This window comes from Amycolatopsis sp. NBC_00348 (assembly GCF_036114655.1).
Classification (GTDB): Bacteria; Actinomycetota; Actinomycetes; order Mycobacteriales; family Pseudonocardiaceae; genus Amycolatopsis.
Genome location: NZ_CP107994.1, coordinates 372,419 through 392,942, shown reverse-complemented (window position 1 = coordinate 392,942; position 20,524 = coordinate 372,419). Strand labels below are relative to the sequence as shown.

Annotated in this window: 20 protein-coding genes and 1 tRNA gene; 10 read left to right on the top strand and 11 right to left on the bottom strand. The window is 71.0% G+C overall.

Annotated features, from left to right (window positions below):
- Window positions 1–4 precede the first annotated feature (4 nt).
- Window positions 5–2,335 (bottom strand): molybdopterin cofactor-binding domain-containing protein, encoded by a 2,331-nt coding sequence (locus tag OHS58_RS01785; RefSeq protein ID WP_328646914.1) that lies wholly within the window; start codon window positions 2,333–2,335, stop codon window positions 5–7.
- Between the two features lie 153 nt (window positions 2,336–2,488).
- Window positions 2,489–3,703 (bottom strand): PucR family transcriptional regulator, encoded by a 1,215-nt coding sequence (locus tag OHS58_RS01780; protein WP_326959573.1) that lies wholly within the window; start codon window positions 3,701–3,703, stop codon window positions 2,489–2,491.
- A 358-nt stretch (window positions 3,704–4,061) separates the two neighbouring features.
- Here OHS58_RS01780 and OHS58_RS01775 point away from each other — a divergent pair, with 358 nt between their 5' ends.
- The 5 genes from OHS58_RS01775 to OHS58_RS01755 all read left to right on the top strand — a co-directional run bounded on the left by OHS58_RS01775 (window position 4,062) and on the right by OHS58_RS01755 (window position 6,977).
- Window positions 4,062–4,769 carry a GntR family transcriptional regulator gene (locus OHS58_RS01775; RefSeq protein ID WP_328646913.1) on the top strand — a complete coding sequence of 236 codons (708 nt, stop codon included), beginning with the start codon at window positions 4,062–4,064 and terminating at the stop codon, window positions 4,767–4,769.
- Window positions 4,762–5,574 carry an arginase family protein gene (locus OHS58_RS01770; RefSeq protein ID WP_328646912.1) on the top strand — a complete coding sequence of 271 codons (813 nt, stop codon included), beginning with the start codon at window positions 4,762–4,764 and terminating at the stop codon, window positions 5,572–5,574. Before OHS58_RS01775 ends, OHS58_RS01770 begins: the two co-directional genes overlap by 8 nt.
- Before the next feature lie 386 nt (window positions 5,575–5,960).
- Window positions 5,961–6,431: an Asp23/Gls24 family envelope stress response protein gene (locus OHS58_RS01765; protein WP_326943190.1), complete on the top strand. Its 471-nt coding sequence runs from the start codon at window positions 5,961–5,963 to the stop codon at window positions 6,429–6,431.
- Complete coding sequence (locus tag OHS58_RS01760; protein ID WP_326943191.1) at window positions 6,428–6,763, top strand: hypothetical protein; 336 nt, start codon at window positions 6,428–6,430, stop codon at window positions 6,761–6,763. The genes OHS58_RS01765 and OHS58_RS01760 overlap by 4 nt, the downstream gene beginning before the upstream one ends.
- Window positions 6,764–6,800: 37 nt before the next feature.
- The gene (locus tag OHS58_RS01755; RefSeq protein ID WP_326959566.1) at window positions 6,801–6,977 is read left to right on the top strand and encodes a hypothetical protein; all 177 of its coding nucleotides are present in this window, start codon (window positions 6,801–6,803) and stop codon (window positions 6,975–6,977) included.
- A gap of 711 nt (window positions 6,978–7,688) precedes the next feature.
- Here the strand turns inward: OHS58_RS01755 and OHS58_RS01750 are convergent.
- Together OHS58_RS01750 and OHS58_RS01745 are read right to left on the bottom strand one after the other, a co-directional pair.
- Window positions 7,689–8,981 carry an ArsB/NhaD family transporter gene (locus tag OHS58_RS01750; RefSeq protein ID WP_328646911.1) on the bottom strand — a complete coding sequence of 431 codons (1,293 nt, stop codon included), beginning with the start codon at window positions 8,979–8,981 and terminating at the stop codon, window positions 7,689–7,691.
- Between the two features lie 16 nt (window positions 8,982–8,997).
- Window positions 8,998–9,444, bottom strand: coding sequence for a CBS domain-containing protein (locus tag OHS58_RS01745; protein WP_326943194.1), 447 nt, complete (start codon window positions 9,442–9,444; stop codon window positions 8,998–9,000).
- A 319-nt stretch (window positions 9,445–9,763) separates the two neighbouring features.
- Here OHS58_RS01745 and OHS58_RS01740 point away from each other — a divergent pair, with 319 nt between their 5' ends.
- Together OHS58_RS01740 and OHS58_RS01735 are read left to right on the top strand one after the other, a co-directional pair.
- Window positions 9,764–10,672: an ABC transporter ATP-binding protein gene (locus OHS58_RS01740; RefSeq protein WP_328646910.1), complete on the top strand. Its 909-nt coding sequence runs from the start codon at window positions 9,764–9,766 to the stop codon at window positions 10,670–10,672.
- Window positions 10,669–11,457, top strand: coding sequence for an ABC transporter permease (locus tag OHS58_RS01735; RefSeq protein WP_328646909.1), 789 nt, complete (start codon window positions 10,669–10,671; stop codon window positions 11,455–11,457). The genes OHS58_RS01740 and OHS58_RS01735 overlap by 4 nt, the downstream gene beginning before the upstream one ends.
- A gap of 78 nt (window positions 11,458–11,535) precedes the next feature.
- Here OHS58_RS01735 and OHS58_RS01730 read toward each other — a convergent pair whose 3' ends face one another.
- Window positions 11,536–11,895, bottom strand: coding sequence for a YciI family protein (locus OHS58_RS01730; protein WP_328646908.1), 360 nt, complete (start codon window positions 11,893–11,895; stop codon window positions 11,536–11,538).
- Window positions 11,896–12,075: 180 nt separating this feature from the next.
- Here OHS58_RS01730 and OHS58_RS01725 point away from each other — a divergent pair, with 180 nt between their 5' ends.
- Window positions 12,076–13,158, top strand: coding sequence for a hypothetical protein (locus OHS58_RS01725; RefSeq protein ID WP_328646907.1), 1,083 nt, complete (start codon window positions 12,076–12,078; stop codon window positions 13,156–13,158).
- Between the two features lie 1,006 nt (window positions 13,159–14,164).
- Here the strand turns inward: OHS58_RS01725 and OHS58_RS01720 are convergent.
- Both OHS58_RS01720 and OHS58_RS01715 read right to left on the bottom strand, forming a co-directional pair.
- A complete protein-coding gene (locus OHS58_RS01720) occupies window positions 14,165–14,563 on the bottom strand; it encodes a hypothetical protein (protein WP_328646906.1) in 399 nt (132 codons plus the stop codon).
- A gap of 545 nt (window positions 14,564–15,108) precedes the next feature.
- Window positions 15,109–15,181 (bottom strand) — tRNA-Asn (locus OHS58_RS01715).
- 164 nt (window positions 15,182–15,345) lie between these two features.
- On the opposite strand from OHS58_RS01715, the gene OHS58_RS01710 reads away from it, so the two are divergent.
- The gene (locus OHS58_RS01710) at window positions 15,346–15,522 is read left to right on the top strand and encodes a hypothetical protein (protein ID WP_328646905.1); all 177 of its coding nucleotides are present in this window, start codon (window positions 15,346–15,348) and stop codon (window positions 15,520–15,522) included.
- Here OHS58_RS01710 and OHS58_RS01705 read toward each other — a convergent pair.
- The 3 genes from OHS58_RS01705 to dnaG are packed head-to-tail and all read right to left on the bottom strand — an operon-like array spanning window position 15,519 to window position 18,772.
- Complete coding sequence (locus OHS58_RS01705; protein WP_328646904.1) at window positions 15,519–16,280, bottom strand: trans-aconitate 2-methyltransferase; 762 nt, start codon at window positions 16,278–16,280, stop codon at window positions 15,519–15,521. The genes OHS58_RS01710 and OHS58_RS01705 overlap by 4 nt on opposite strands.
- Window positions 16,281–16,329: 49 nt before the next feature.
- Window positions 16,330–16,854, bottom strand: a complete 525-nt coding sequence (locus OHS58_RS01700) for a hypothetical protein (RefSeq protein WP_328646903.1) — start codon at window positions 16,852–16,854, stop codon at window positions 16,330–16,332.
- 1 nt (window position 16,855) lies between these two features.
- Window positions 16,856–18,772, bottom strand: a complete 1,917-nt coding sequence (dnaG, locus tag OHS58_RS01695; RefSeq protein WP_247054997.1) for a DNA primase — start codon at window positions 18,770–18,772, stop codon at window positions 16,856–16,858.
- A 32-nt stretch (window positions 18,773–18,804) separates the two neighbouring features.
- On the opposite strand from dnaG, the gene OHS58_RS01690 reads away from it, so the two are divergent.
- Window positions 18,805–19,758: a sigma-70 family RNA polymerase sigma factor gene (locus OHS58_RS01690; RefSeq protein ID WP_328646902.1), complete on the top strand. Its 954-nt coding sequence runs from the start codon at window positions 18,805–18,807 to the stop codon at window positions 19,756–19,758.
- Here the strand turns inward: OHS58_RS01690 and OHS58_RS01685 are convergent.
- Window positions 19,730–20,500 carry a hypothetical protein gene (locus OHS58_RS01685; protein WP_328646901.1) on the bottom strand — a complete coding sequence of 257 codons (771 nt, stop codon included), beginning with the start codon at window positions 20,498–20,500 and terminating at the stop codon, window positions 19,730–19,732. The two genes, OHS58_RS01690 and OHS58_RS01685, sit on opposite strands and share 29 nt — an antisense overlap.
- Between the last annotated feature and the right edge of the window lie 24 nt (window positions 20,501–20,524).

The window sequence follows — 20,524 nt, the reverse complement described above, 5'->3', positions numbered from 1 at the left end:
GCTCCTAGAAGGCGTGGTCGAGACCGTCGGTGGGCGAGGGCGGGGTGGACGGCTGCAGCGGCAGCGGCTCGAAGCTGAGCGTGCCGTGGTTGACCGGGAACGAGGTCGGCATCTTGCCGACGGCCCGGGCGTAGGCGCACGCCACCGCGGCGAACGACGGCGCCACCGCGAGCTCACCGGCGCCGCTCGGATTGGCCGAGGTGTTCGGCATGACGACGACCTGCGTCTCGGGCGGGGTGTTCCACTCCCGGGTGTAGAAGTAGTTGTCCCAGCTGCCTTCCAGCGGGATGCCGTCCTTGATGTGCACGCTCGAGGTCAGGCACATCGCGATGCCGTCGTTGAGGCCGCCGATCATCTGCGCCTCCAGGCCACGCGGGTTGATCGCGAAACCCGGGTCGACGACCACGAGCGCCTTCGTCACCCGCGGCCCGGTGACCGCGTCGGGGATCTCGCGGTCGACCGTCTCGGGCCGGCAGTCGATCTCCACCAGCACGGCGATCGCGCCGCGGTACTCGGCGTGCAACGCGATGCCCTGCGCCGTACCGGCCGGCATCGCGCGGCCCCAGTTGCCGACCTGCGCGGCCTTGTCGAGGACCGCGCGCAGCCGGTCGTCCTTGAGGAACTCGCGACGGAACGCGACGGGGTCCTTGCCGAACTTCTTCGCCAGCTGGTCGACGACCAGTTCCTCGGCGGTCACCACGTTCGGCGAGTAGATGTTGCGCATGCTGCCGGTGTTGAACTTCAGCGGGATCTCGTTGAGCAGCTGGGTGGTCACGCCGAAGTTGTAGGGCGAGGACTGGCTCAGCAGGAAGATCGACTCGGCGAAGCTCAGGTTCCCGGCGATCGGCAGCCGGGACGCGAACGCCGTCAGCATCTCCCCCAGCCCGTGGCTGAACTCGGTCTGCACACTGGTGTGCCGCTGCTCGAAGCTGAGCACGTTGCCCAGCAGGTACGTCGCGCGCACCCGCGTCACGCACATCGGGTGGATCCGGCCCTGGCGGAAGTCGTCGGTGCGCGACCACATCAGCTTGACCGGCTTGCCCATCTTCTGCGACGCCTCCGCCGCTTCGGCGGCCGCGTCGTGGAACAGGTGCCGGCCGAACGAGCCACCGCCCTGGGTCACGTGCACCTTGACCGCGTCCTGGGGCAGTCCCAGCTGCTTGGCGATGTCCTCCTGCGCGACGATCGGCACCTTCAGGCACGACCAGATCTCCGCGCGGTCCGGCCGGACGTCGGCGATCGCGGCGCCGGTCTCCAGCGGGCTGTTGCTGGCGGCGGCGAAGGTGAACTCCGCGTCGATGTACTGGTCGAGCAGACCGGGCACGGCCATCGGCAGCTGCGCGGCCTTGAGCTTCTTGAACACGGTCGCGTCGGATTCGCCGTCCACCGTGCCGGGTCCCCAGGTGACCTTCAGCGCGCGGATCGCGTCGACGCACTGACCGAAGGTCCGGCCGCGCACCGCGACGCCGTGCGCGATCGCGACGACGTCGGTGATCCCGGGCATCGCCTTGACCTGCGCGGCGTTGGCGATCGTCCGCGGCGTGCCGTTGATCGTCGGCGGCCGGGCCACCATGGTCGGCAGCGCGTTCGGGACGTCGATGTCGAGGGTGAACTGCTTGGTCCCGGTGACCGAGGCGTGGGCGTCGAGCCGGTTCTGCGGTGTGCCGAGGACCTTGAACTCCGAGCGCGCCTTCAAGGTGGCGACCACGCTGATCGTCGTCGCGGACGCCGCGGCCTTCGACAACGAGCCGTAGCTCGCCTGGCGGCCGCTGGAGTGCCGGACCGTCCCGGCCGCCGTGGTCAGCTGCGACACCGGGACGCCCCACTGCGCGGCCGCTGCGGCGAGCAGCCGCTGCCGGGCGATCGCCGCGGCCGTGCGGACCGGGGTGTAGATGCTGCGCATCGAGTTCGAGCCGCCGGTGAGCTGGTTCATCAGCAGCTCGGGCCGGGCGTCGGCGAGGGTGACGTCGATCCGGTCCAGTGGCAGGTCGAGCTCTTCGGCGATCATCATCGCGACCGCGGTGGTCATCCCTTGTCCGACCTCGGCCCGCGGGACGGCGAAGGACGCGCGCCCGTCGGTGCCGACACCGACGGTGATCAGGCCCGAGGTCGGGAGGGCGGCGACGTTCTGCAGGTCACCGAGGTCGAAGATGTCCTCGGGCTGCGGCAGCGACGGAATGGACGCTTCGGCCTGGCCCGGCGCGAGTTCGGCGACGCCGATCTGCGCGGCGACGGCGAGCGTCGGCGCGGCGAGCACGAAGCCGAGAAAGCGGCGGCGACCGAGGGTGCGCGGTTCGGGTTCGGGTGGCTGCTCGGCGGGGACGTGGTGGGCCATGAGCGGCTGGTTCCTCTCGAACGACGGTGTCGGAGAAGTGCGGGGCTGGACGCCGCCGAGCCGGAGTGTTGCATGGATCACGCCGCCAAAAGAATGCCCTGACTGCCTACGTTTGGCCTAGCGTCGTTGTGCACGGTGCACAGCCGGTGCTTGTCAGGGCACGCGCGGTGGCGGGAGGAACGGCAGTGCGCGGACCACGAGAGCCAGCTCCAAGGAAAGGTCGCCACCGGTCAGGCGTTGCTCGATCAGCCCTTCGATCCGGTGGATCCGGTTGAGCACCGTGTTGCGGTGGCAGTGCAGGATCTGTGCCGAGCGGGTCGCCGACCCGCCGGTACCCACCCAGGTCGAGAGGGTCTCCAGGAGCAGTTCGCGTTCGTCGCCGCCCAGGTCGAGCAGGCCTCGCAGCCAGTTCTGCTGCAGGGACTCGGTCAGTTCGGGCGAGCTGAGCAACAGCGCCTCGGGCAGCCTTTCGGCGAGGCAGACGACCTCGGACCGGCCCGGTGGCACGGTCCTCATCGCCAGTACCGCCTGGCGGTAGGCCGCGTGCACCGCGGCCAGGCCGTCGACGACCAGGGACACCCCGGCCGGTACGGCCAGCACCGAGCCGACGGCCGCGACCACGCCGGCGACGTCGCGACCGGGTAGCGCCACCAGGCCGACGAGGACGTCGGCACGCGACTGCCAGGCCGACGGTGACCCGAGATCCTCCAGCGCGCTTCCCAGGGGTTCGGCGAAGTCGGCATCGGCGTCGCCGGGTCCGGCCGCCGCGACGACCACGTAGCGCCCGGAGATCGGCAGGCGGAGGGTGCGGGCGGCCTCGTAGGCGAACCCGGTGTCGGCAGCCCGCCCTTGCAGCAGGCCCTCCCACAGGGAGGCGCGGCGTTGCTCGTCCGCACGGACCATGCCGCGCTCGGTGGCGTGATAGGCCTGGGCGACCTGGGCCGAGATCGCGTCGACGACCTCCCACACCCGGGTCGCGAGGTCGAGCATGGCCTCGTTGTTCACCTCTCCGGTGGCCCGGGCCTGATCGGTCAGGGCCTGCCAGACCAGGCGCCCGCCGAGCCGGAAGGAGCGCAGCACGTCGTCGAGCGGCAGCTGCTGCTCGGCGCGGCGACGCCCGGTGGCGCGGGCCGCGTCGTAGAAGTCTTCGGCGTCGCCGGCGTGACCGATGAGCTGGAGCACGCGCCGGAGGTTGTCGTGGCACGAGTGCCACAGGTCGTCCCGCGGCACGACGTCGACCAGGCGGTAGCCGGGGTTCTGGTCGCCGATCACGGAGACCAGGCCGTCGGTCAGCTCGTCGAGGCCGCCCAGCACGCTGGCCGCGAGCGACCGCGCCGTGTCGCCGTCGTCCGCCCGCACGTCAGTCATCCGCACCCACCGTCGTCGCCCCGCGCCCGGGGATTCGGAGCCGGTGGCCGCGCGGATCGGATGAGCGGATGTGTGGTGGTCGTGGTCAACCCGATCCGCGCCATCCCTCGCGCGGGACATCGCCGTGCCGAACCGGACGCCCGCGAGGGCAGTATCGGCCGCCCGATGCGAATCCGCCAACCGCGAACCAGCGCCTTGCCGGATTGCCGGACAATCTGACAACCTGTGCGGCAGACTGCGTCAAAAGAGGAGGTCGGCTGGTGCGAACCCTTGACGGCGGTGACGTCGGACCTTCGGTCAGCATGACCGAGGCGATAGCGTCGGTGTACGAGGATGCCCCGCGGGGAGGCTGGTGACCGTGGCGGATCCGAGCACCGGCCTGGGTGCGAGCATCCGGCGGCAGAGCACCACCGAGCAGGCCGCCGAAGCCGTCCGGCAGGCCATCCTCTCCGGCCGGCTGCCGCCAGGCACTCCCCTGCGCGAAGCCGCCCTCGCCACCGAACTCGGCGTCTCCCGCAGCACCCTCCGCGAAGCCGCGCGAACCCTCGAAAGCGAAGGCCTCGTCCGCTACCAGATGAACCGCGGCATCGTCGTCGCCGACGTCACCGGGCCGGACATCACCGACATCTACGCCGCCCGCGCCGCCGTGGAACTGGCCGCGGCCGACGCCCTCACCGGGCACCGCGACCCGGAGATCTACCAAACCCTGGCCGACCTGGTCGATCAGATCGAACGCGCCTTCGACCGCGGCGACACGGCCGCCGCGCTCGACGGTGACCGGCTCTTCCACGCCACCCTGGTCGCGGCCACCGGCAGCCCCCGGTTGCGCCGCATCCACGAACAGCTCCAGCAAGAACAGCGCCTCGCCCTGGCACTGGCCGAACGCTCCCGCCGTGAACTCGGCCGCACCACCGACGACCACCGGCGGCTACTGGAAGCCCTGCACGGCAGCCCCGGGCAAGCCAGAGCGGAACTCACCGCACACCTGCACGCCGGCGCCGCCGAGCTGCGACGGCTGCTCGACCTGCTCACCCACCGGAACGAAGAAGAGGCACCTCGTGGCTGACCACCGCACCGACGGCGCGTGGGACCTGATCGTCACGCCCTGGCACCTCGACGAGCACATCCCGGCCTTTCCGATTCCCGCCACCGCGACTCAGGTCGTCCGTCCGCCCCTCCCCACCGGGCCCGTCCCCGCCCGGATGAACCTGCTACACCGAGCCGCCTTCGACGCGGTGACACAGGCCGCCAAGCCTCTGGTGCTCTCCGGCGATTGCCCCACCTCCCGCGCGTCGGTGGCGGCGCTGCAGCGCCGCCACCCCGACCTGGCCGTGCTGTGGCTCGACGCCCACGGCGACTTCAACACCCCCGCCATCTCGACCAGCGGCTACGTCGGCGGCATGGCACTGGCCATGCTGACCGGCCGCACACCCGGCCTGTTCGACGACACACTCGGCCTGCGACCCGTCCCCGACGCCGGCATCGTGCTCGCCGACGCCCGCGACCTCGACCCCGCCGAGCGCGACGCCCTCACCACCAGCCAGGTCCACCGCGTGCCCGCCGACCCCGCCGCGATCACCGCAGCTCTAGGCCGGCTCGGCCCGGTCCCCGTCTACCTCCACCTCGACATCGACGTCATCGACAGCGCCGAACTGCCCGGCGCACGCTTTCCCTCCGGCCCCGGACCCTCCCTCGCCCGGATCGAGGAATGCCTCGCCGCCGCCTGCGCCACAACCGACGTCACCGCCGCCTACATCGCCTGCGCCTGGCTACCCGAGCACGCCAACGACGAGACCAGCCGCCAGACGATCACCCGCCTCACCACAGCACTCGGCGCCGACCTGACCTGGCACGAACCCGCCGGCAGCTGACCGTCCAGCCAGGCGCTCGGCCGCCCACGCGAGACGGCCATCAGGCCCCGGAAATCGTCGTCGTCCTGTGGTCAGCTTGCATGCACGCCTCGGCCTTCCTTGATGCTCAACGCAGCCGGCGGCGGGGTCTGGGCCGGGACAAAACGCCACGGGTGTGTGCCCGCAGAACCGACAGCAGTGTCCGTCCACGGCGGGAACCGGCAACCGATCGGGCTTGCCTGGTCCGGGCGACCCCGCCAGATCCGCGTCGGTGATTCCCGCAGGAGACCGGGGTCACACGATCGGGCCGTGACGATTCACTACGACCCGGGTCGTAGTGACGTGGAAGTGCGGCGAACCCCGCGAACTTCCGCTCCAGGCAACGAAACTCGATCCGAGGAGCAGCCATGACGAACCCCGCCGTCACCAAGACCCCCGCCCACTCGACCGTGATCGAGCCGGCCGCCACCGGAGCGCTGGTGTCGAAGCAGGGCGTCACCACCATCGCCGACACCGTCGTGGCCAAGGTCGCCGGTCTGGCCACCCGCGAGGTCTCCGGGGTGTTCGCCCTCGGCGGCGGCGCTGCCCGGGCGTTCAGCGCGATCCGCGAGCGCATCCCCGGCGCCTCGGCCTCGGTCGCGCAAGGTGTGTCGGTCGAGGTCGGGGAGCGCCAGGCCGCCGTCGACCTGCAGATCCTCGTCGAGTACGGCGTCTCCATCTCCGACGTCGCCCGCTCGGTCCGCCGCAACGTCATCACCGCGGTCGAGCAGACCACCGGCCTGGAGGTCGTCGAGGTCAACATCAACGTCTCCGACGTGCACATCCCCGGTGACGGCAACGAGGACGACACCACGGTCGTCACCGGCCGCGTCCAGTGAACGCCGGCGTCGAGATCGACGCCGACCGCATCGCCGTCGCCGTGACGGCCCTCCCGAGCGTGGCGGGCCTGCACAGCGGCCGGTTCGGCGAGATCGCCACCCTGCTGCCCGGCCGCCGGATCCCCGGCGTCCGGATCCGGCCCGACGAGATCACCGTCGGCGTCACCGGCCGCTACCCGGCCACCGTCACCCGGATCTCCCTCGACGTCCGCGGCGCCGTCGGGCCGGTCGACCGCCCGGTGCACGTCCGGATCGGCGACTTCGCCGCCCCCACGGCCATCGAGGTCACGCTCGAGAGCCCGGACGCCGTGTCCGCGCCACCGCTTTCCTGAGCCGCCCGGGCCGATCGCCACAGCAAGGAGAACAACCATGACCGCCACCCACCTCGGCCTGCTCACCGGCCTGGCCCTCGGTCTCGCCGCGGCGTTCGGCGGCTTCGGCGCCTTCGTGATCGTGCTGATCCTCGCAGCGCTCGGCCTGCTCGTCGGCCGTGTGCTGGACGGCAAGCTCGACCTGTCCCAGCTGACCGGCCGCGACCGGGGCTGAGCCGCCGTGACCACCGCAACCTGCCGAGCCTCCCGTCCCGGACCGCGCCGGCGGACCTGGACGAACGCGGCAGGCTCACGATCACCGGCCGGACGCTCGAGCGGATCGCCGCCCGCGCGGCCACCGAGGCAGCGCCGCCAGGAGAACGGCGCCGAACACCGACGTCAGCCACGGCCCGCGCAGGGGGCTGCGCCAAGCGAACCGTCACCTGCCATCAGGTGACCCTACGTCCGTGGCGGCACCAGCGACGTCGTCGGCGTTCCCCGGTGAGGAAACCCGCAAGGATCTCTTGTGGACGTTCACTCGTCCGGGGTGCCTGGCCATCGGCACGGGACTGCTGACCCGGATCGCGTCACGCCCGGCACTGCTCGGGGGCCTGCGGCTCGTCCCGGCCGGCCGGGTCACCGAGCTCGACCACGCACCGGCCGCTCGCTTCGGCGCGCGTCGGACGTTCCGGCCGAACACCGCGGGGCCGCAATCGTGCGGCCTGTTCCGCATCACGACTCCGTGCGCGGCGGAAACCGGTGCAGCCGACGAGAAACTCCCGTCGATGAGGGACATTGCCCTCTCCTGTCGTGAGCCTGGCCTTGCGTGCCCCTCGCGAGCGCACCCGTCGACAGCCGCGGATACCCCGTTGTCCGGGGCCCTGACCGTGTCGGGAAACAGGAGTCGCTCTCGCCTTGGTCCATCCACAATGGACTTCCGGCGGTCTTACGAGAACACGAAGTACCGCAGCCACAGGTACGGCGCCGCGATCAGCACCGTCAGCAGCGTGACTTGCGCGCCCTTGCGGGTGAACTCCCAGAACGAGATCGGGCTCCCCGACCGCGCCGCGATCCCCAGCATCACCACGTTGGCACTGGCGCCGATCGCGGTCATGTTGCCGCCGAAGTCCGCGCCCAGCGCCAGCGACCACCACAGCGCGCCGGCATGCCCGGGGTCCGGGATGTCCTGCGTCAGCGCGAGCACCAGCGGGCTCATCGTGGCCACGTAAGGGATGTTGTCGATGACGCCGGACAGCAGCGTGGACACGACGAGGATCAGCATCACCGCCACCAGCGCGTCGCCGCCGGTGGCATCCGCGGCGAGCTTCGCCAGGTCGCCGATCACCCCGGTCTTCACCAGGGCACCGATCATCACGAACAGCCCGGCGAAGAACAGCAGCGTCTCCCACTCCACCCCGGCGAGGTAGGCCGACGGCTCGGTGCGGGAGATCAGCACGAGCACCCCGGCACCCAGCAGCGCGACCACCGAGGGCTCGATGTGGAACAGCGAGTGGCCGACGAAGCCCGTGAACACCGCCAGCAGCACGACGCCGCACTTGATCAGCAGGCCGCGGTCGCGGATCGCCTCGCGTTCGTTGAGCCGCATCACGTCGGCCACCCGGGCCGGGTCGACGTCGAACGAGCCGCGGAACACCCAGCGCAGCGCCAGCGCGAACGCGACCACCTCGATCGCCACGATCGGCGTCAGGTTCAGCAGGAAGTCGTTGAACGACAGCCCGGCCCGGCTGCCGATGATGATGTTGGGCGGGTCGCCGATCAGCGTTGCGGCCCCGCCGATGTTCGACGCCAGCACCTCGGCGATCAGGAACGGCGTCGGCTTGATGTCCAGGCGGTCGCAGACCAGCAGGGTGACCGGGGCGATCAGCAGCACCGTCGTGACGTTGTCCAGGAATGCCGACGCGACCGCGGTGATCACCACCAGCAGCACCATGATCCGCAGCGGCGAGCCCTTGGCCCGCTTCGCCGCCCAGATCGCGATGTACTCGAACACGCCGGTGCGGCGCAGCACCCCGACGATGATCATCATGCCGAGCAGCAGGAAGATGACGTCCCAGTCGATCCCGGTGTCGTGCGAGTAGAACGCGTCCTCGGAGCCGGTCACCCCGAGGGCGAGCACCACGCCGGCGCCGGCCAGCGCGGCGACCATCTTCGGGATCTTCTCGGTGGCGATGAAGACGTAGGCGACGACGAACACCACGACGGCGAGCACGGTGCTCATCGCGCCGCTCCCGGGTTCAGTGGTGCGCGAGCGCCAGTTCCAGCAGCCGTGACGCCGAGATCACGCCGAGCAGCTTCTTCTCCTCCATGACCGCGACCAGCGGGCAGCGCAGGCGGGCCATGATCGCCGCGACCTCCACCATCGTGTCGTCGGCCTGCACCCGCGCCAGCTCCGCCGGCTTGTCCGGCAGCAGCGAGCGGACCGTCTTGCCGCTCAGCTTGCCCGCGACCCGGTCGGCCATCGACTCGTCGAGCACCCCGGCCAGCGACGGGTCGTCCCGGACGTAGCCGGGCACCAGGAACTGGACCACTTCGGACGCGGGCAGGATCGACCGCGGGCAGCCCGCGGCGTCGGTCACGACGAGGCCCGGCAAGCGGCGTTCCGCCAGCAGCCGGGCCGCGTCCAGTGCGTCGGAGTCCAGATCGACGACCGGGTACTCCTCGGCCATCTCCACGGCGTGCATCTGCCCAGCTTACGACCGTCCGGGACGGTTCGCGATGACGCTTCACCGGTACGAGCGCCATGAAAATCCGTCCTCGAGCCGCGACCTCCGCCCGCGCCGGGCGAAGGGCCGACCAGACTTCCCGGCACACCTGAGCGTAAAGATGCCGCAAAGACCACCGGCGAGCAACTCGGATCCGCCGCGGGTGAACAACGCCGAACGTCCACTGTAGAACATCCGGGTGACCGCGGTCCGGGCCGCGCGAACCGGGAGTATCGTCGACGCCGGTGTGCCGGGAAGCCTGGTCGGCGTGATTCCGCCGACCCCGGGAGAGCACACCATGACCCCAGCCATCGACGCCGAAGGCCTGACCAAGCGCTACGGCGACGTCACCGCGGTGGAAGACCTTTCACTCACCGTCGCACCGGGCGAAATCCACGCGTTGCTCGGCCTCAACGGCGCCGGGAAGACGACCACGATCCGCATGCTGCTCGGCATGGTCCGCCCCACCGCCGGCCGGGTGGCACTCCTGGGCACCCGGGTCCGGCCGGGCACCCGGGCGATCTGGGCCCGCGTCGGATACCTCGTGGAAACCCCGGCGGCCTACCCCGAGCTGACCGTCACCGAAAACCTCCTGGTCGCCGCCCGGCTGCGCGGCCTGACCGGCCCCGGACCGGTGTCCGACGTGATCGCCCGGCTCGACCTCGGTACTTACGCGCACGTCCGCGCCCGGACACTCTCCCTCGGCAACGCGCAACGGCTCGGGCTCGCCAAGGCACTGATCCACCGGCCTGCGTTGCTCGTACTGGATGAACCCGCCAACGGCCTCGACCCGGCCGGGGTCGCCGAGATCCGTACCCTGCTGAGCGAACTCGCCCACGACGGCGTCGCGGTGCTGCTGTCCAGCCATATCTTGACCGAAGTGGCCCGCACCGCGGACCGCATCTCGGTGCTCGCCGACGGCCGGCTCGTCTGGGCGGGCGACACCGGCGACCTCGTGGCCCAGGCCCGGCCACGGCTGAGCGTCGGCGCGCGCGACCTGGGCGCCGCGTCGACGGCGCTGCGGGCGGCCGGACACCCCGCCGAACCGGGCCACGGCACCTGCCTGGTGCTCACCGGTGACCACGCGATCGGGCATCCCGACGAAATCGCGACGCTGCTCGTGGCCGCCGGCTGCCCGCCCACGCGTCTCGCGGTCGAGCAGGACGACCTGGAGACGTGCTTCCTGCGCCTGGTCGGCACCCGATGAGCGCCACAACCGCCGCGATCGGAACCGAACTGCTGAAAGCGCGCCGATCCCGCCTGCCGTGGGTCACCGTGAGCGCGTTCACCATCGCCGCCGCGTTCGGCGGCCTGGTGATGTTCATCCTCCAGGACCTGCGGCGAGCCCGGTCCCTGGGCCTGCTCGGCACGAAGGCCGCGCTGACCGGCGGCACCGCCGACTGGCCCGCGTACTTCGCGCTGCTCGCCCAGACCGTCGCGGTGGGCGGCGCGCTCCTGTTCGGCCTGATCGTGGTGTGGCTGTTCGGCCGCGAATTCAGCCAAGGCACGGTGAAGGACCTGCTGGCCCTTCCCACCGCGCGCACCACGATCGTCGGCGCGAAATTCGCCGTCGCCGCCGTGTGGTCCCTGCTGCTGGCCTGCTACCTGTTCGCCCTCGGCCTGCTCGCCGGCGCCGTCATCGGCCTGCCCGGCTGGTCCCCCGCGATCGCCCTCCACGGGCTGGCCGAACTGCTGGTCACCACGGTCCTGACCGTATTGCTGGTGACGCCGTTCGCGCTGGCCGCCAGCACCGGCCGCGGTTACCTCGCCGGTGTCGCCGCGATGATCGGCGCGGTCTTCTCCGCGCAGGTCGTCACCTTGCTCGGCTACGGGCGGTACTTCCCGTGGTCGGTGCCCGCGCTGTACACCCGGCTCGCCGGTCCCGGCGGCGACCCGCCCGGCGCACTCGGCTTCACCTTGGTCTCGCTGGTGGGCGTTGCGGGCATCGCGGCCACGACGGCCTGGTGGCGCCAAGCCGACCACGACCGCTGAGCGGCCGTCACACGTTCTCGGCGGCCCGGCCGAGGCCATCCGGCCCCATACCAGCCGGGCCGCTCCCGTCGGCGCTCGTTACGCCTCGAACCCCGCGAGCGGACGAACCTCGATCGGCACCGTGATCGCGGCGGTCACCCGGGCCGCCCAGCCCAGCGCAGCGTCGAGGTCCCCGGCCTCGATGAGGTAAAAGCCGCCGAGGTGCTCCCGTCCTTCGGCGAACGGGCCGTCGGTGGTCAGCACCTCTCCCCCGGACTCCCGCACCACCCGCGCGGCACCCGGATCGCTCAACCGGGCACTGAACAGCCACGCCCCAGTCGCCTTGAGTTCCTTCTCCACCTCGCCGAGCAGCTGCTGCAACCGATGCATCTGCTCCGCGGTGGACTCTTCACGAACTTCACCGTCGACACCGTGTACAGACAACAAGAACTGGGTCATGACCACTCCTCTCGACGGGCGGTTCCCGCCGCTCACCCGTCATACGAACGAGTGTGGCCCGAATCGACAGACCCAGCTTTGTTAACACTTCTTCGGATGAAGCGACATCTCGTGGACGGACGCGCCGCCGCGGCGACGACGTGGTCGTTCGCGTCATCGTGTTCGAAGGAGGCGGCGCTCATGGGCATCGGCAAGCGGCTGGCACGCAAGGCGGTGCGTCGCACCGTTCCCCGCTCGGTCCGGCGCGCGGCGCATCCCGTTCGAACGGTGAAACGCGCCGTGACACCTCGACCGGTGCGGCAGGTCAGCCGCGCGATCCACACCGTCACCAATCCCCTCGGCGCGGCCGAGAACCTGCTCATCAACAGCGTCACCGGCTCACGAAAGCGTGGCCGGCGGACGACCGGCACTCGTTCCCGCACCGCACCGACGCGCACTCGTTCGGCTGCGCCCGCCGTCACCGCCACCGATGTGAGGGCCGCCGAAGGCGCAGCGTCCCACCATCACCTCGCCGAGCTCATGGCCGTCCAACGTGAACGCTTCAGCCCGGCGCAACGGCCGGTCATCCCACTCCCGGCCCCGGCCGATCCTGCGGCCTTCCAGCAGCAGGAGTGGGCGAAGATCAAGCACGACGCCCGGCCCTGGCAACGCGCGCGGCGCCGGGAGCTGCGTCAGGTCTCGGACGGCCGAGGCGCGCAGCTGGCCGCGGAGTTCACCGCACGAGCTCAGGCGCACCACCGGACCCAGCAGACCCAGGCCGACGCGTGGTGGGCAGCGTTGCAGCAAGGACGGCCTCAGGTGCTGCGCGCCGCCCTGGACGCGGCGTTCGCGGACAACCCCGCCCCGGTGCGGATCGTCAACGCGGAACGGCACAGCGCCGATCTGGTCGTCCTGCTCCCCGGGTTCGAGGTGCTGCCCGCCAAGAAGGCACACGTCACACCCACCGGGCGCTTGTCGAGCAAGGCGTGGACCAAGACCGAACTCAACAACGTCTACGCCGAACTGCTCGGTGCCCACCTGCTCGCCACCGTCCGGGAAACGTGGGCCACCGGTCCCTCGCTGACCCATCTGAAGGTGACCGGCCTCCGCCGGGGCCCCGGCGGCGCCGACGAGCACCTGTTCGCCGTCGAGGTCGACCGCGCGGGCGTGACCTGGCACGACGACGGTGCCGGAGCGGCCATTCTCGATGCGGCTCCGCACGGCCTCAACCGGGTGGGCAAGACACGCGAAGTACGACCTCGGTCCGCGAGCGCGAGCGTATAGGCACGGCGCTCGAACGGGACGTGCTCGACGCCGGCGTGCGAAAACGAGTCCCGATGGCCCAGGATCAGGCGGGCCATCGGCTTTTGCGATCACTGCCTGGCCGACCTGATCGCGAAGTGCGACGCGACAGCGATCGCGCTCGGAGACGGACCCCGTGCGCGGTTCCGCACCCGGCACAAACCCTGCGGCGCGATCGTCGACGTCTCGCTGGCGATGATCCGGCGAGGAGGCTGGGTCTGCCAGATGTGCAAGTGGATCGAGCACGGCGCGGAGAACCGCCGGCTCGGGTACCCCAACCTCGTCGGTGATTGGCCCGTCGAACGACAAGAGCAGCTCCTCGCCGCGGCGGGAATGAGGTCCCTGCATCCACTCGGCGACCAGGACGGCAACGATCCGCTCAACGTCGAATGCCTGGAATGTGGCGCCGCCCAGGCCGACACGCTCTTCGGCGTCTCCGAAGGAATCCGTCTGTCCTGGCTTCCCTGCGCCGAATGCAACGCGAAGGGGTCAAGCCGACGCAGGAGACCATCCGAACACGAATGGAGTCGCTGGCCTCCGCCTCGTCGGCGAGTTCACCGGGGATCCCGGGCTGCCGCTGTCTGCGGTGTGCACCCGCTGCTCGACGCCAAGGACCGTGTCTTGGACCGCGATCTGCGGCGGGAGCCCACCGTGCTTGCGCTGCGACGGGTCCAAACTCGACCCGGACGCACCGCATCGCGTCTACTTGATCGACTTCCCGCACCTCGGGGACCGCGGCGTCTACAAGGTCGGCATCACACACTGCGCGAACGGCAATCGCTTACGCAGCCATGAGAAAGCAGGAGGGACGGTACTGGCGACGATCGAGGTTGCGTGACCTGCTTCCGCACGGCGGCACCACCGAGTGCTGGTCACGCCACGCCGGCTACCCGGACCTTGCCGAAGCCGCGGCCCGCTGACCAGTACGGAGGGTGTCACCGCGTCCTCGGCGTCTGCCTTCCACGGTGTCCAGACGCAAGACCGAGCCTCAAACTTCGGCCCAAGTCATCCAGTCGTCGCCCTCACGTTGCACGCCCCACGCCACCGCCAGTTCCTCGACCATCAGGCGGCCCAGTGCGGCAGCAGCGATGGCCGGCTCGACCCGCAGCGGAGAGGCCGCCGGAGTGCAAACCACCTCGATGTGAGCTGCAGCCGGCATGTCGAACCGGCACAAGTGGACCTCACGCAACCGGCTGCCGTGCCGTTCGGCGTCCGTCACCAGCTCATCCACCATGATGAGGAGGTCGGTCAACCGGGCCGGCGACATGTCCGCGAACACCTCGGCGGCCACCCGGCGTGCTTCGGCACCGGCCGGGACACCAGTCAGCAGGCCACCAGACGACGCGCAGAGAGTGACAATGGCGGGCGGGAAATGGCCCACGGTCACCACTCCTCGCGGTTGAAAGCCCTCCCACCCGTCTACCCGGCATCTGTGACGCGTACACCTGAATCAAGGCGCCGTGAACGACCATCGTGTCCTCAGAACGGCGCCGACCAAGGTCTTCTGACCGCGGGACCCGTCCGTCAACGAACAGCCCGGACCCGCTGCGGCGCATTTGACGTCGCGCCGGTTCCCGATGAGCCAGGGTGCCGGACGCCCTTCGTACGTTGCCAGCGCAAGGGCTTGGACTCTGTAGCTGCCGGCAGCGGCGAGCTGCCGCGCCAGTGGGCACCGCAACTTTGCGCTGCCGCCGACGACTGCATCGGTCACCGATCATCACGCCGGAGCACTTCAGCGTGTCGCGCCGACGGCGGCCAGCGTGCCGATGCGACGCACGGTTACGGATTCGTGACGAGCTGGCCCGTCCTACGGTCACGTCAGCCGCAGCGTCAGCGGTCGACGGGCTGCCGTTGGACGATCGTCAAAGTGGAGAGTAAATGGCCTCTTGACTCAGGACACAAAGAAGCCCAGGCCTCTGGCCTGGGCTTTTGCTCCCCCGCTTGGACTCGAACCAAGAACCCTCCGGTTAACAGCCGAATGCTCTGCCAGTTGAGCTACAGGGGAATGTCGCTCTTTCCGGTGCCGCGCTCTCGCCCGACAAGAAGAACTTTAGACCATCCCCGCAACCCGGTTCGCACCACCCCCCACTTAGCGCAACCGCCCCCCGCGGCCGGTTTTCCTGGACAATGGACAGTCGGACGACCTATCGACGAGAGGCGTGGACACGGATGAAGAAGTTCCTGCTGGGTGCGGGCCTGGGCTACATACTGGGCGCCAAGGCAGGCCGGGGGCGGTACGAGCAGCTCGTGCGCACCTACCGCCGGGTCGTCGACCATCCGATGGTCCAGGGTGCCGCCGGGGTCGCCCAGGCCAAGATCAGCGAAAAGGCGGGGCGCCGGCGTTAGACCTGCGCGACCACGAACACGCGGCGGAACTCGAACCACGTCGTGCCGTCGGTGCGCGTGGGGTACGCCTTGTCGAGCCGGGGGGCCAGTTCGGCGCGGAACTGGTCCCACGCCTCATCCTGGAGGACCGCGCGGATCGGGCGCAACGCCGTTCCGGTGATCCACTCCAGCACCGCTCGCGACCCGCGCAGCGGCTGGACGTACGTCGTTTCCCAGGCGTCGACGCCGCAGCCGGCGTCGGCCAGGAGGTTCGCGTACTCCAGCGGGGTCGAGACCGCGTCGTCCTCGCGCAGGACGACGTCGGCCAGCTGTGACGACCAGGCCGGGGACGCCGCCAGCTCGCGGGTCAGCGCGTGCGACGGGGCGTCGAAGTTGCCCGGGACCTGCACCGCCAGCCACGCGCCCGACGGCAGTTGCCCGGCCCAGCGGCGCAGCAGGTCGCGGTGCTCGGGCACCCACTGCAGGACGGCGTTCGACACGACGACGTCGGTGTCCGGCGCCGGTGTCCAGTCGTTGACGTCGAGCACCGCGGCGTCCAGGCCGCGGGCACGTGCGGCTGCCACCATTTCGGGTGAACTGTCGCTGCACTCCAACGCGGCACCGGGCCAGCGTTTGCCCAGATCGACCGTCAGGTTTCCGGGGCCGCAGCCCAGATCGACCACCCGCCTGGGTGAAACCGCGCCGATCCGGGACGTCAGGTCGTAGAACGGCCGGGCCCGCAGGTCGGCGTAGTCGAGGTACTTCTCCGGATCCCACACAGGCGCCTCCCGAACAAACAGTACGACCGTACTGAGTACGAGCGTACTGCTATTCGACGGCGGTAGCCAGCTTCGCGGCGACCTGCTCGGCGATGGCCGCCACCAGGGTGACGTCCGTGCCCGGGTCCGGCCGGACCTGCAGCACGCTGCCGTCGCGGCCGGGGACCTTGCGCTGGACGAACCACGCGCCGCCGTCGCCGATGTCCTGGCGGTGCCTTGAGCGCACCGAGCCGTCAACGCGCAGCCGCACGTGGTGCGGCACCCGGCTCGGCTCCGGCAGATTGAACCGCACGGGCGCGAGGTCGCTCAGCACGACGGCCGACCCGGCGGTGCCGGACTCGGCCGACTCGGTCAGCGTGAAGACGCCGTCCTTCCAGGCCGCTTTGCCGATCAGGTGCCAGCCGACGCGCCGCGCGCCGCCGGCACCGTCCGGGATCCACAGCCCGAGCGGCGTGACGACCAGGTGCCCGCCGCCCTCGACCGGGGCGCTGTCCACGACGTCTTCGCCGGCGTCCAGCGAACCGGCGAAACCGTCGGGGGTGCGGTCGCCGAGCAACCGGCGCAGGAAACTCACGTCAGCTCCACGAGCTGGCGGACGCCTGCTCGCCCAGCGACTTCTTGTACTGCTCCAGCGCGACGAGGTCGCCGAAGAGGGCGCGGTAGTCGTCCGGCGCCTCGACCGGCGAGAGCCGCTGCAGCTTCCCCTTGATCTCCGAGATCTGCCGCCCGACGAGGCTCTCCTGCAGCCGGGCGAGGATCGAGGAGATGTAGCGGGAGTCGACTTCGTCCTTGGCCTGCAACGGTTCCACGGCCAGCTCGGAGAGCACCCGGCGGACCGTCCCCTCCGGGCAGTGCGCGGCCGCCGCGTCCAGCAGCGACGGGCCGGTGAGGCCCGAACCGGCCCCACCCGCCTTCAGCACGGCCTCGTGCACCGCGATGTACACCGGGTGCGTGAACGCCTCCAGCGGCAGCGCGTCGTACTCCGGCCCGGCGATCGCGGGCTGCTGCAGCGCGGCCTTCAGCGCCTCGCGCTGGATCGCGAACCGCGGGTCCTTCGGGGCGGGGCGGGCGACGTCGGACTCCGGGGCCTTCACTTCGGGAGCGCCGACGCGGGCCGGCTGCTTCAAGGGCGCGCCGCCGCGCTTGTCGGTCGCGCCCGCGCTGCCGCGCACGCGGTTGACGACCTGGGCGACGTCCTGCCAGCCCACCCACCAGGCGAGCTTCGACGCGTAGCCGTCACGCGCGGCGCGGTCCTTGATCGCCGCGATCATCGGCACGGTCTTCTGCAGCGCCGAGACCTGGCCGTCGACCGAGTCGAGGTCGAAGTTCTTCAGCGTGCTGCGGATGGCGAACTCGAACAGCGGGATCCGGCGCGCGACGAGGTCCTTGACCGCGCTGTCGCCCTTGGCCAGGCGCAGTTCGCACGGGTCCATGCCGTCCGGCGCGACCGCGATGTAGGTCTGGCCGGCGAACGTCTGGTCGCCTTCGAACGCCTTCAGCGCGGCCTTCTGGCCCGCTTCGTCACCGTCGAAGGTGAAGATCACTTCGCCGCGGAAGGCGTCGTCGTCCATCATCAGCCGGCGAAGCACCTTCATGTGGTCTTCGCCGAACGCCGTGCCCGAGGACGCCACGGCCGTCGGGACGCCCGCCGCGTGCATCGCCATCACGTCCGTGTAGCCCTCGACCACGACGACCTGGTGCCGCTTCGCGATCTCGCGCTTGGCCAGGTCGAGGCCGAACATGACCTGGGACTTCTTGTAGATCGGCGACTCGGCTGTGTTGAGGTACTTGGCCGAGATCCGGTCGTCGTCGAACAGCCGCCGCGCGCCGAAGCCGACGACCTCGTTGCCGACGTCGCGGATCGGCCAGACGAGCCGCCGGTGGAAGCGGTCCATCGGGCCGCGCTGGCCCTCCTTGGACAACCCCGCCGTCAGCAGCTCCTTGACCTCGAACCCGCGGGTGAGCAGGTGCTTGGTCAGCTTGTCCCAGCCGCCGGGGGCGTACCCGCAGCCGAACGTCTTCGCCGCGGCGGCGTCGAACCCGCGCTCGGACAGGAAGTCCCGCGCGGTGCGCGCCTCGTCGGTGACCAGCTGCTCGGCGTAGAACTCCTGCGCGGCGCGGTGCGCCTCGATCAGCCGGCTGCGGCTGCCGCGGTCGCGCTGGATGGTCGCGCCGCCGCCTTCGTAGGTGAGCCGGATGCCGACCCGGTCGGCCAGCCGCTCGACGGCCTCCACGAAGGTGATCAGGTCGATCTTCTGGACGAACTTGATCACATCGCCGCCCTCGCCACAGCCGAAGCAGTGGAAGGTGCCGTGCGTCGGGCGGACGTTGAACGACGGGGTCTTCTCGTTGTGGAACGGGCAGAGGCCCTTCAGGCTGCCCCCACCGGCGCGGCGCAGCGCCACGTACTCCCCGACGACCTCGTCGATCCGGCTCCGCTCGCGCACCTCCGCGATGTCGCTGTCCCGAATCCGTCCTGCCACGCCACCCACTCTATCCCCGCCGGTTGCGGCACACTCGGGGCATGGCCTCCACGCCCACCGCCCAGGACACCCTCGCCGCGCGGTTCGCCGAGCACCGCGGCCACCTGATCGGGGTGGCCTACCGGCTCACCGGCACCCGCGCCGACGCCGAGGACGCCGTCCAGGAGTCGTGGCTGCGGCTGGCCGGGCTCGACGACGCCGGGCAGGACGCGATCCGCGACCTGCGCGGCTGGCTGACCACGGTCGTCGGCCGGATCTGCCTCGACCGGCTGAAGTCGGCCGCGGCGCAGCGGGAGCGCTACGTCGGCCAGTGGCTGCCGGAACCGGTCGTGACGCCGTTCGGGCAGCCGGTCAGCGAGGACCCGCTCGACCTCGCCGTCCGCGACGACGGCCTGCGGATGGCCGCGCTGGTCGTGCTCGACAAGCTGACTCCGGAGCAGCGCGTCGCGTTCGTGCTGCACGACGCGTTCTCGCTGCCCTTCGCCGAGATCGCGGACATCCTCGGCTGCTCGGTGGACGCCGCGCGCCAGCACGGCTCCCGCGGCCGCCGCGCGCTGGCCGACGCGGACCCGGCGCCGCGCGCGCCGCTGGACGAGCAGGCGAAGATCCTCGAGAAGTTCGTCACCGCGCTGCTCGCCGGCGACATCGGCGCGGTCGTCGAGCTGCTGCACCCGGACGCGGTGCTCATCGGCGACTCGGACGGCAAGGGCCGCACCACGCGCCAGCTCATGGTCGGCGCCGACAAGCTCGCCCGCTTCTTCGTCGGGCTCATGCGCAAGTACGCCCCGGAGAGCGTCACCCGCGGCGCGCCGGTGCTGGTCAACGGCGACCTCGGGTTCTACCTGCCGCCGCTGCCGGGGCGCGAGGGTTTCCTGGCGCTCGACGAGCACGTCCAGGCGATGAGCGTCCGCGACGGGAAGATCGTGGCGATCTACGACGTCGTCAACCCGGACAAGCTGACCCGGATCACGCGTCCCGGCGCCGCGCCTTCGTGATCCCGGCCACCAGCACGAGCACGGCGAAGGCACCGAAGTAGGCCAACGCCCAGCCCGGGCTCAACGGCGAGTCGGACAGGGTCGCCGCGTTACCGCCGTCGCGACCGGCGTTCGCCGCGCCGGAGCCGCTGAGGAACTTCGTGACGGCGTTCAGCGGCAGCCACCGGTGGATCGCCTGCCCGGCCCGCGGGATCAGCGTGATGACGTTCTCCGCCATGAGCGGGTAGCCGACGAGCAGCGCGACCGCGCCGGCGGTGTGGCGCACGAGCAGGCCGACGCCGACCCCGCAGACCGCGGCGAGCGCGAACACCGGACCGGTGCCGGCGACGATCGTCCAGTCCGCGACGCTGTCGAGCGCCAGATCGGCGTCCGGGGCGAGGATCCGCGCGACCAGCCAGGCGAGGAAGGCCGCGGCTTCGCCGAGGAGGAACGCGTACCCGGCGACGACCGCGGCCTTCGCGACCAGCGCCGGCCACCGGCTCGGGACGCCCTGGAAGGTGCCGTGGATCGTGCCCGACTGGTACTCGCTCGTCACGGAGAGGGCCGCGAGCACCAGGACGGCGACCAGGCCGAGCTGGAAGCCGAACTGGGTGCTCGCGACCGTGGGCGGCAACCGGGATTCGGTGGCCGTGAGCGCGGTGAGCACGGCCGGCGCGACCAGGGCGACGACCGCGAAGAGGCCGCACGCCCACGGCGTGGCGATGCTGAAGAGCTTGATCCGTTCACTGGCGACGAGGTGCATGCCGGAACGGTCCCGCGGCGGGCA

Bases quoted from the DNA above. Each gene is read 5' to 3' on its own strand.
- OHS58_RS01785 (WP_328646914.1), bottom strand. From the start codon at position 2,335: ATGGCCCACCACGTCCCCGCCGAGCAGCCACCCGAACCCGAACCGCGC.
- OHS58_RS01780 (WP_326959573.1), bottom strand. From the start codon at position 3,703: ATGACTGACGTGCGGGCGGACGACGGCGACACGGCGCGGTCGCTCGCG.
- OHS58_RS01765 (WP_326943190.1), top strand. From the start codon at position 5,961: ATGACGAACCCCGCCGTCACCAAGACCCCCGCCCACTCGACCGTGATC.
- OHS58_RS01755 (WP_326959566.1), top strand. From the start codon at position 6,801: ATGACCGCCACCCACCTCGGCCTGCTCACCGGCCTGGCCCTCGGTCTC.
- OHS58_RS01750 (WP_328646911.1), bottom strand. From the start codon at position 8,981: ATGAGCACCGTGCTCGCCGTCGTGGTGTTCGTCGTCGCCTACGTCTTC.
- OHS58_RS01745 (WP_326943194.1), bottom strand. From the start codon at position 9,444: ATGCACGCCGTGGAGATGGCCGAGGAGTACCCGGTCGTCGATCTGGAC.
- OHS58_RS01740 (WP_328646910.1), top strand. From the start codon at position 9,764: ATGACCCCAGCCATCGACGCCGAAGGCCTGACCAAGCGCTACGGCGAC.
- OHS58_RS01735 (WP_328646909.1), top strand. From the start codon at position 10,669: ATGAGCGCCACAACCGCCGCGATCGGAACCGAACTGCTGAAAGCGCGC.
- OHS58_RS01730 (WP_328646908.1), bottom strand. From the start codon at position 11,895: ATGACCCAGTTCTTGTTGTCTGTACACGGTGTCGACGGTGAAGTTCGT.
- OHS58_RS01725 (WP_328646907.1), top strand. From the start codon at position 12,076: ATGGGCATCGGCAAGCGGCTGGCACGCAAGGCGGTGCGTCGCACCGTT.
- OHS58_RS01710 (WP_328646905.1), top strand. From the start codon at position 15,346: ATGAAGAAGTTCCTGCTGGGTGCGGGCCTGGGCTACATACTGGGCGCC.
- OHS58_RS01690 (WP_328646902.1), top strand. From the start codon at position 18,805: ATGGCCTCCACGCCCACCGCCCAGGACACCCTCGCCGCGCGGTTCGCC.
- OHS58_RS01685 (WP_328646901.1), bottom strand. From the start codon at position 20,500: ATGCACCTCGTCGCCAGTGAACGGATCAAGCTCTTCAGCATCGCCACG.